The organism is Massilia sp. Bi118 (genome assembly GCF_918697865.1).
Classification (GTDB): domain Bacteria; phylum Pseudomonadota; class Gammaproteobacteria; order Burkholderiales; family Burkholderiaceae_D; genus Telluria.
Genome location: NZ_CAKKMV010000016.1, coordinates 116,286 through 125,756 on the forward strand (window position 1 = coordinate 116,286; position 9,471 = coordinate 125,756).

Genomic DNA, 9,471 nt, shown 5'->3' on the forward strand with positions numbered 1-9,471 from the left:
TGGCAAAGGCGTCCCCGGCGGCGCGGATGGCCCTGGCCCTGGCCGCCCGGCTGGACGGTGCCGCCTGGGTGCTGGCGCCGCTGACGATCGGTCAACAGGGCCGCGTGGCAATCGGCGCTGAGATCGGCGAGCACCGCAACTGCATCTCGAACGTAACCGGCATTCAGCTCAAGGACGAAACCACGCGCGCGTTGGCCCAGGGACGATAGAGCATCAGCGCTGCCACCAGGCCGCAGGCCGCGGCGGCCGCCATCCAGTAGCCGGGCGCCGCCTTGTCGCCGGTGAACTGGATCAGCCAGGTCGAGACCACCGGCGTGAAGCCGCCGAAGATGGCCGTCGCCAGGCTGTAGGCCAGCGAGAAGCCGACCGTGCGCACTTCCGGCGGCATGATTTCGGTGAGGGCGACCACCGTGGCGCCGTTATAGCTGGCATACATGAAGGACAGCCACAGTTCGGCCGCCAGCATGTGGGCGAAGCTCGGGTCATGCACCAGCCAGGACAGCACCGGATGCGCGCTCAGGATGGGCAGCACGGTGAACACCACCAGCAGCGGCCAGCGCCCGATGCGGTCCGACAGCGCCCCCATGACCGGCAGCCAGATGAAGTTCGACAGGCCGACGCAGAAGGTGACCAGCAGGCTCTCGGCGGCGCTCAGGTGCAGCACGCTCTTGCCGAAGGTCGGCGCATACACGGTGATCAGGTAGAAGGATACGGTGGTCATCACCACCAGCATCATGCCCAGCAGGACCAGGCGCCAGTTGTCGGCGATCGAGCGCAGGACTTCGCGGAAGGACGGGTGGTGCCTGCGGGCCTTGAACTCCGCGGTTTCCTGCAGCGAGCTGCGGATGATGAAGACCACCGGGATGATGCTGCAGCCGATGAAGAAGGGAATGCGCCAGCCCCAGGCGCCGATGACGGCCGGCGCCATCCACTGGTTCAGCAGGAAGCCGATCAGCGCCGCCGCCATGATGGCGGCCTGCTGGCTGGCGGACTGCCAGCTTACGTAAAAGCCCTTGCGCCCCGGCGGCGCCATCTCGGCCAGGTAGACCGAGACGCCGCCGAGTTCCACGCCCGCCGAAAAGCCCTGCAGCAGGCGGCCGGTCAGGACCAGCAGAGGCGCCAGCATACCGATCGTGTCGTAGCCCGGCACGAAGGCGATCAGCACGGTGCCGAAGGCCATGATGGCCAGCGTCAGGATCAGGCCCTTGCGGCGGCCGATGCGGTCGATGTAGCTGCCGAGGATGACCGCGCCGAGGGGCCGCATCAGGAAGCCTGCGCCGAAAGTCACGAAGGTCATCATCAGGGAGACGTACTCGTTCCCCGACGGGAAAAAGGTCTTCGCGATATAGGTCGCGTAAAAACCGTACAGGAAAAAGTCGAACATCTCGAGGAAGTTGCCGCTGATGACGCGCAAGATGGTCGAGAACTGCGAGGGGACCGGGCGGACCTGGTTCATGATGTGCTCCTCTACTGCATTGGTTTATTGGTATTGCTGTTGTCGGCCAATGATCCTTTGTGTGGGATAATAAGTAAATTGCATAATAGTGATTGATCGATGCATGAACCGGATTGACCTCGAATTTGGCGACCTGCAGGCCTTCGTCGCCGTCGCCGAAGGCCTCAGCTTCCGCGCGGCCGCCGCGCAGCTCTTCATCTCACAGCCGGCGCTGAGCCGGCGTATCGACAAGCTCGAAGGCGTGCTGAAGGTGCGCCTGCTGGAACGCACCAGCCGGCGCGTGTCCCTGACCGAGGCGGGAAGGCAGTTCCTCGAGCATGCGCGCGCGGCGATCGCCGAGATGCAGGTGGCGCTCGGCGCCCTCTCCGCGACGGCGGCCAAACGCAGCACGGTGGTGACGGTGGCCTGCGTGCCCTCGGTGGCCAACTATGTGCTGCCGGTCGCGCTGGAGGCCTTTTCCGCCCAGTTCCCCGGCGTGCGCCTGCGCGTCCTCGACGAAAGCGGCGCCCAGGTCGTACAGTCCGTGGTGCGCGCGGAAGCGGACTTCGGCGTCAACTTCATCGGCGTCCAGGAGGCAGAGCTCGACTTCAGGGCGATTTATACGGAAAACTATGTGCTCGCGCTGCAGCGCAGCCATCCGCTGGCGCGCAGGAAGACTGTGAAGTGGACGGATTTGTGCGGCAGCCGGCTCATCTCGGTGTCGGCGCGCAGCAGCAACCGCGTCCTGCTCGACAACGCGCTGGCGCGGGTGGAGGAGCGGCCCGCCGTGTTTTGCGAGGTGAATCACGTGACGGCCGCGCTGGCGCTGGCGGATGCCGGGGTGGGCGTGACCGCGGTGCCGGCGCTGGCCTATTCGAAGGTGCGCTATCCCTCGCTGGTGACGGTGCCCCTGGTCGCGCCCGAGGTGCGGCGGACCCTTGGGCTCATCACGCGCAAGGGCTCGGCCCTGTCGGCGCCGGCCCAGGCCTTGTACGCGTTGCTGGAAGACGCGGCGCGGACCGGCTTCGACTTTCCCTGATCAGGCGCGCGCCAGCAGCCGGCGCAACTGGGCCGCCTGGTAAGCGCCGAAGGTATCGCTGAACAGGCAGCGGATCAGCGGATCGTCGACCACGTCGGCGTCCAGCAGCGCGCGCTCCGTCTCCGCATCGAACATGGTGTCGTTGATGCGCATGTACATCGAGGTCAGGGACTCGCCAAGTTCGAGCGCGGCGTACAGCTTCGCCGCCGGGATTTCGGTGGTCCAGCCCAGCGGCGCATCGCTATCGTCGACGGCTGCACCCTCCTCGGGATCGAGGCGATAACGGAAGCGCGTGAACCGCCCTTCGTGATCGACAACCGACAGCTGCCAGATGCGCGGCCGGTCGAAGTATTCCGACGCCGCCTCGACCTCACCGTATTTTTCGAGCAGGCCTTCGCGGCAGTATTCCATGACGCGCGCATGCTGGACCGCCGTCAGCGGCGCGAAATGGCGCGCGATATCGGCCGTCGACGGCGGCGCGGCATTGCCCTCGTAGACGTAGTCGACATCCTGCGCGCCGACCGGGATCACCCAGTCCAGCGGCGGCGCCGGCTGCAGCGAGCCGGCGTCGAGGCGCGCCGACACCGAGGGATCGAGGCGCACCACCTGCGCGTGCGGCAGGGCCGCACCCACTTCACGCGCAAACTGCGCATACGAAATCGGGAAGAAGGCGCGGTTGTACCAGGACCACGGCTCCTGCAGGAACTGGCAGGAGCTGGGCACGACATAGCGCGGATTCAAGGCCAGCAGCTGCGGCAGCCATTCCTCGGGCAGTTGCGGCGGCGCGGCGGCGGCGCGCGATGGCGCCAGCACTTCGAGCTCGCGCATGGTCTGGAAGGGCCACAGCACCATGTCCCAGGGCCCCTCCTCCACCAGCTTGGCCAGCGTGCCTTCGTCGATCCAGGAGTCGACCACGTTCAGGACATTCATCCCCGCCGCCTTCACCTGGAACATCGAATCGACATCGGCGTCCATCGCTTCGCGCGGGATCACATGGAAGGCGCCCACGTCCACCGGCTCGTTCAGGCGCAGGGCATGCACCTGGCTGAAACCCAGCTGGCGCACCATGTCGAACAAGGCCTCGAACAGGCAGTAGATGTAGAGCGGCGTGGCGCGGTCCAGCAGGTCCAGGCTCTCCAGCGAGCAGTGGTCGTCGTGGAAGTGGGAGATGAACACGGCATCGAAACGCTGGCGCCGGATCTGCGCATGGTCGAAGCGCACATCGGGAAAAGCGTGGCAGTTGCGGCTGAACGGGTTCTCGAAGATCGTATCGAAGGCGATGCGCGTGCCTGCGCATTCGAACAGGTAGCCGGCATGCAGGATGCGGGAAATGGTCAGCGACGGCGTCGGCATGCTTGTCCTGCGCGTCTCAGTCCAGGCGCATCAGGCGCTGGCCATGGATGCCCCACTTGCACCCGGCGCCGCCGACGCTGCCGCACAGCGCCCAGCCAGTGCCGATCTTCTCGACCGTGACCGGACTTTCGATCTCTTTGGCCAGCTTTTCGGCCCACATGCTGGCGGCGCCGCGGCCCTTGAAGAGCTCCTTTCCTTCATAGATGACGGTGGCGTCGAAGACGGGTACGGCGAATATGGTCATGGCTTCCTCGGGTAAGTCGGTTGAGGGCGGTATCCTAACACTTAAATTCCGGCATACCACTCGTAGCCCTGGTCCTCCCAGTAGCCGCCAGCGCCGCCGCGGATGTGTCCCGGGCGCGCCACGACAAGGATGCGCATCAGGTCCACCTGCATATAGCCCTGCGGCTGGCCATCGGGACCCGGCCGGGCCGTTATCGACAGCAGCGGCGCCTCGAAGTTGGACGCCCTGCCCCAGTACAGGTGAGGATGGGCGTTGAAGATACCCAGGCCGCTCATCAGCATCAGGAAGAAGCTGATGACGTTAATCCAGTGCATGAGGCGGACCGGCAGACGATGCCGGTAGAACGATGGTCGCACGCGGGAAGGCTGCATGGCCTGGCTCCGGAAAGCACGATGCTCTTCGAAGCTTCGACTGCCGGCAAGCGCGAAGGTTGCGGATCAGTCGCGCTCCACCCTCCCCGCAAACCACGTCGCCAGCGCCGAGCCGGACAGGTTGTGCCACACGCTGAACAAAGCGCTCGGCACCGCGGCCAGCGGACTGAAATGCGCGGCCGCCAGCGCGGCGCCAAGCCCGGAGTTCTGCATGCCGGTCTCCAGCATCACCGCCTTGCGCTTGGCAAGGCTCATCCCGAACATCCTGGCGAACAGATACCCCAGCGCAAAGCCGAGCAGATTGTGCAGGATGACCGCCGCCAGGATCAGCAAGCCGTTTGCCATGATTTTCGGCTGGTTCAGGGAGACGATGATCGCGATGATCAGCACGATAGCGATTGTCGACACAAGCGGCAAAGCCTTCACGCTGGCCGCAGCCTGCTTCCGAAAAAGCATCTTCACGACGATGCCCAGCACGATGGGCACGATCAGCACCTTCACGATATCGGTGAACAGGGATTCCGCGTTAATGTCCATCCACGTGCCGGCCAGCAGTGATACCAGGGCTGGTGTGGCAAGCGGCGCGATCAGCGTCGACACCGCGCCAATCGAGACCCCGAGCGCGACATCGCCCTTGGCCAGGAAGGTCATCACATTGGACGCAGTCCCGCTCGGGCAGCAGCCGACCAGGATGACGCCGACCGCGATGTCTGGCGGCAGCCGCAGCGCGACCGCGAGCAGGTAAGCAATGCCCGGCATGATGAGGTAATGGCCGATCACGCCGATGGCAACGTCTGCCGGCCGGCGAAACACTTCCCGGAAATCCGCCGCAGAAAGCGTCAGGCCCATGCCGAACATGACGATGCCCAGCAGCGGCGTGATCCAGGATTTATAGCCGACGAATAACTGCGGCGCAAAAAATCCGAAGCCGGCCATCAGGATGACCCAGAGCGCAAATGTCTTTCCGACGAAGGTGCTGGCTTTTTCCACTGCGTTCACGCGCTTCCCCATGTGTGATTCATCAGGCATTGTATGTCGGCAATGATCGCCTTGTGCGGGAAGTGCAGTGTTCCGGATCCACCTTTTGCCGGTAAAGCACCACCTATTACAAATGGTTTCGAATGTAACGTTTGCAAACTTTCCCGTGCGCTTCTTAGCAAGTAGTCTAATGGGCTCAGCATTAGCCAACGCTCGTCATCGCGCATTCGCGCCTGTCGGGAGCACTACTCAAACGGAGTCTTCCTTGTCCGAATCACAAGTCCCCCAACCGGAAACGGTCATCAAGATCGTCGGCATCGGCGGCGCCGGCGGCAATGCCGTCAGCCATATGGCGTCCCTGGGCCTGCCCGCCTTCGAATTCATCTGCGCGAATACGGACGCGCAAGCACTGTCGAACACCCAGACCGAAAAGCGCATACAGCTCGGCGAGAGCGGCCTTGGCGCCGGCAGCGACCCGATGGTCGGCCGTGAAAGCGCGATCCGCGAACGCACCGTCATCGCCGACGCGCTCAAGGGCGCCGACATGGTCTTCCTCACCGCCGGCATGGGCGGCGGCACCGGCACCGGCGCCGCGCCCGTGGTCGCCGAAGTGGCGCGCGAGCTGGGCATCCTGACCGTCGGCGTGGTATCGAAACCCTTCGACTTCGAAGGCCCGCGCCGCATGCGCGTGGCCGAAGAAGGCATCGCGACCCTGGCACGCTGCGTCGACTCGCTCGTCATCGTCCTCAACAGCCGCCTCGAGGAAGTCCTGGGCGAGGACATCACGCAAAAGCAGGCCTTCGCCGCCGCCGACGAGATCCTGAGCAAGGCGGTGACCGGCATCGCCGAAATCATTACCGTGCCCGGCATGATCAACGTCGACTTCGAGGACGTCCGCACCGTGATGCGCCAGACCGGCATGGCGATGATGGGCTCGGCCCAGCACAGCGGCGAGGACCGCGCCGTGAAGGCGGCCGAAGAAGCGATCGCCTGCCCGCTGCTCGACGGCTCCAACCTGCGGGCTGCGCGCGGGGTGCTGGTCAACATCGCCGCATCCGAGGAAACGCTGAAGCTGCGTGAGACCAAGCTGGTGATGAATACGATCTGCACGCAGACCAGCGATGACGCGATCATCAAGTTTGGTGCGGTATATGACGAGTCGCTGGGGGATGCCTTGCGGGTGACTGTGGTGGCGACTGGCTTGAACCGGCCCAGCGACTTTGCCGGGGCAAAGCGGTCCCTGATCTCGCGCCTGGTGCCGGGGTCGCCGGTGAATCAGGTGCGCGGCGGCGGGCTGAGAGACAGCCAGTCGCAGTCGGTCCTGCGGCAGCCGGCTTCGCGCATGGCGGCCCAGCCGGGATCGGCCCAGCACGAGCAGCGTGCGGAGCCGGGGCCGCAACAGCCCGCTGCCGGGAGCGACAACCGGCGCGCCTGACCCGGCGTCCTCACATCGCAAGTCCGATATCGCCTTCAAGCACCGCGGTCTTGAGCCGCGGCCGCGCGCCGCTCTTCCACAGTGCGGCAGTGTGCACTACCCGGTAGCGGATGTCGCCGCCATCCGGCCGTTCGCTGCGCGCGATCGGCCGCGGGATGCAGACGAACTCGGTGCGCATTTCCGCCGCCGACAATCGAACTTTGGAATAGCCATGTCCGCCAAGATCGACAAATTCGAGGTGAGGCGCCAGGTTCGGATTGGACAGCGATCGTGCGCGCTCGAGGTCGAAACTCTTTGCATATTCCAGGCATGAACGGACGCCGTGCTTCAGCAGCATGTTGTGGGTCCATTCCGGCCTGGCGCCACCCTCCTTGTCCGCGAGGAAGAGCGGGCGCAAGGGAGCGTTCTTCGGCAGCGTGTGCTCGTAGGCTTCCATGGTGCCGGGACTGGTGAGCGACGCGCCCACGAAGCTCAAGCCGACCGGCTCGAATTTGCCGGGCGGGAGCTCCGCAGCCGCATAGCCGGCCCAGAAGCTGTGACGGTCGCCCGAGACGATCGCGAAGCCCGTGATGTTCGCATCGCGCACGAGCTGGTAGATTTCCGTTCGCTCCGCCCAGGCCGTGCCGTAATCGTATCCGCTCAGCGCTGCGTAAGTGTGAGGCGGCCAGGACTCCTTGGTCAGTCCGGCGGGCAGGTTCTGCGGGTCCGCACGCGAATCGAGCGCAGCCAGCGAGTTGCCCCAGATTTTCCACGTCGCCGTCGATGTCCTCAGCTTGCCCTTGAACCAGGCCTTCTGCTCCCTGCCGAGGATGGTTTGCGGCGGCGCCTTCCGTTGCGGGTTGGGCACATTGGTATCGTTGTGGCTGACGACCGCAGGAGGATTGCCGCCGTTGAAGTCGCGCCCGCCGTCCAGGATCCGCATCACCGACTCGGGAAACATCCCCATGAACTCCTTGCCGACCATTTGATCGAGCGAGGGATCGCCGAACGAGTCCGCGCTCCGGTAGCTGTGCTGGTCAGTGATGATCAGGTCCAGGTGCCGGCCATAGCGCAGCGCCCGATAGCCCTTGAGGCTGTCGATCGCTGCCAGGTTGTTCGGCTCCATTCCCAACCCATGGTCGTCGAACTCCTTGATCGGCACGTTCTTGACAGCGGGCGGATCGAAGCGTTCGAGCAGGCGCTTCCCGCGCATGACCCGTGCGGGGATATATTCGAACCAGGCCTGGTTCGCCGCCACCTTGACGCTCTGGCCGGGCTGTTCGAACGCGCCCGCCTTGACGATGCTTTGCCAACCTTGCCACGAGAATTCGTGGTTATCCCAGATGGCGACGAAGGGCCAGCGCGCACGTGCGTCCTGCAGGTCGGGATCGAGTAGATAGCCCTTGTAGATGGCCCTGTAGCCGTCGACGGTCAGCGGAATGTGGAACTTGCCGACCTTGTGACCGTCCGGGATGCGCGCCACCTCATAGATCGTGCGGTCATAGCGGGTCTGCACTTCGTCCGGGTATTCGACCACCTCGTAGATGAAATCGCCGAGATGCAGCACGAAGCCGAGCTGTTCGGCGGCGGGCGCACGTTCGTCTTCGTAGATCATCCGGCGGTAGGCGTTGAGCTTGCCCTCATTGACATCCTGGCAGCTCACGAATGCGAAGTTCACGGTACGCGGATCGTTCGGCAAGGGCGCGGTGATCGTACGGCCGACCCGGCTGCCCTTGCCCTCGGCGTCGGCAAACCGGTACCAGTAGATGCGCGCCGGGCTGAGGCCGCCGAGCAGGACACGCGCGGTCCAGTCCTGGTCGCTGGAGACTGGTACGTTGGCGCGCGCGATGACCCGGTGGAATGCCTCATCCTCCGCCACCTCGACAGTCAGGACCTGGTGCGTCTCCCCTTCGAACGGGCGCCGGGTCCAGAGAATGACGCTGTGCGGGTCGGGATCACCCGAAGCAACGCCTTGTGGATAGAGGTCGCGCCGCTCATGCCAGCCGATTCGGGAAGCCCGGGCCGGGCCGACCCATGCCAGGGAAGCGCCGATTGCCGCGGCGGCTTTGAGGAAGGATCGACGGCTGCAGCTCATTTTTTCACTCCTGGCAAAATGCCCATGATGAGCCATTCGCGCTCGCCATAGTCATTTTTTTGATGCATACATCCAGGGTTTGCCGGGCCAGATTCACGACATGCCAGCAGTACTCCAGGTGAGCGTTTCCAGTAGTTCAAATGCAAAAAGCCCGCCCAGAATTAACTGGACGGGCTCTGCTTAATAATTAGCCTGACGATAACCTACTTTCACACTGGTTGCAGCACTATCATCGGCGCAAAGTCGTTTCACGGTCCTGTTCGGGATGGGAAGGGGTGGTACCGACTTGCTATGGTCATCAGGCATAAACTGTACGCGTGTCGCTTCGTTAATGCGTTACGCCACGCTGAATCCGGAAGAAGCAAGTTTTACTTGTAATCTGTTGTGTCAACAAACAGCTGTCATTGACCTGGCTTTTGACTGCCAAGGTTATAGGGACAAGCCGTACGGGCAATTAGTACTGGTTAGCTTAATGCATTACTGCACTTCCACACCCAGCCTATCAACGTCCTGGTCTCGAACGACCCTTCAAGGAGCTCAAG

At 64.1% G+C, this 9,471-nt stretch carries 9 protein-coding genes and 2 rRNA genes; 3 read left to right on the plus strand and 8 right to left on the minus strand.

Annotated features, from left to right (window positions below; translation table 11 throughout):
* The first annotated feature begins 26 nt into the window (after positions 1–26).
* Positions 27–209 (plus strand): hypothetical protein, encoded by a 183-nt coding sequence (locus LQV39_RS21480; RefSeq protein WP_230028885.1) that lies wholly within the window; start codon positions 27–29, stop codon positions 207–209.
* Here the strand turns inward: LQV39_RS21480 and LQV39_RS21485 are convergent.
* On the minus strand, positions 164–1,456 hold the full coding sequence (locus tag LQV39_RS21485; protein WP_230028887.1) for an MFS transporter: 1,293 nt from the start codon (positions 1,454–1,456) through the stop codon (positions 164–166). The genes LQV39_RS21480 and LQV39_RS21485 overlap by 46 nt on opposite strands.
* Before the next feature lie 103 nt (positions 1,457–1,559).
* On the opposite strand from LQV39_RS21485, the gene LQV39_RS21490 reads away from it, so the two are divergent.
* Positions 1,560–2,474 (plus strand): LysR family transcriptional regulator, encoded by a 915-nt coding sequence (locus tag LQV39_RS21490; RefSeq protein ID WP_230028889.1) that lies wholly within the window; start codon positions 1,560–1,562, stop codon positions 2,472–2,474.
* On the opposite strand, the gene LQV39_RS21495 is transcribed toward LQV39_RS21490, so the two are convergent.
* The 4 genes from LQV39_RS21495 to LQV39_RS21510 form a co-directional block, all read right to left on the minus strand.
* A complete protein-coding gene (locus LQV39_RS21495) occupies positions 2,475–3,827 on the minus strand; it encodes an MBL fold metallo-hydrolase (RefSeq protein ID WP_230028891.1) in 1,353 nt (450 codons plus the stop codon).
* Positions 3,828–3,843: 16 nt separating this feature from the next.
* Positions 3,844–4,071, minus strand: coding sequence for a hypothetical protein (locus LQV39_RS21500; protein ID WP_230028893.1), 228 nt, complete (start codon positions 4,069–4,071; stop codon positions 3,844–3,846).
* A 41-nt stretch (positions 4,072–4,112) separates the two neighbouring features.
* Positions 4,113–4,442 (minus strand): cytochrome b/b6 domain-containing protein, encoded by a 330-nt coding sequence (locus LQV39_RS21505; RefSeq protein WP_230028896.1) that lies wholly within the window; start codon positions 4,440–4,442, stop codon positions 4,113–4,115.
* Positions 4,443–4,508: 66 nt separating this feature from the next.
* Complete coding sequence (locus tag LQV39_RS21510; RefSeq protein ID WP_230028899.1) at positions 4,509–5,441, minus strand: bile acid:sodium symporter family protein; 933 nt, start codon at positions 5,439–5,441, stop codon at positions 4,509–4,511.
* Positions 5,442–5,685: 244 nt separating this feature from the next.
* Here LQV39_RS21510 and ftsZ point away from each other — a divergent pair, with 244 nt between their 5' ends.
* A complete protein-coding gene (gene ftsZ / locus LQV39_RS21515) occupies positions 5,686–6,855 on the plus strand; it encodes a cell division protein FtsZ (RefSeq protein WP_230028901.1) in 1,170 nt (389 codons plus the stop codon).
* A 10-nt stretch (positions 6,856–6,865) separates the two neighbouring features.
* On the opposite strand, the gene LQV39_RS21520 is transcribed toward ftsZ, so the two are convergent.
* The 3 genes from LQV39_RS21520 to LQV39_RS21530 form a co-directional block, all read right to left on the minus strand.
* Positions 6,866–8,929, minus strand: a complete 2,064-nt coding sequence (locus LQV39_RS21520) for an alkaline phosphatase (RefSeq protein WP_230028908.1) — start codon at positions 8,927–8,929, stop codon at positions 6,866–6,868.
* Positions 8,930–9,119: 190 nt separating this feature from the next.
* A 5S ribosomal RNA gene (gene rrf / locus LQV39_RS21525) occupies positions 9,120–9,232 on the minus strand.
* 130 nt (positions 9,233–9,362) lie between these two features.
* Positions 9,363–9,471 (minus strand): 23S ribosomal RNA (locus LQV39_RS21530); the annotation flags it as partial.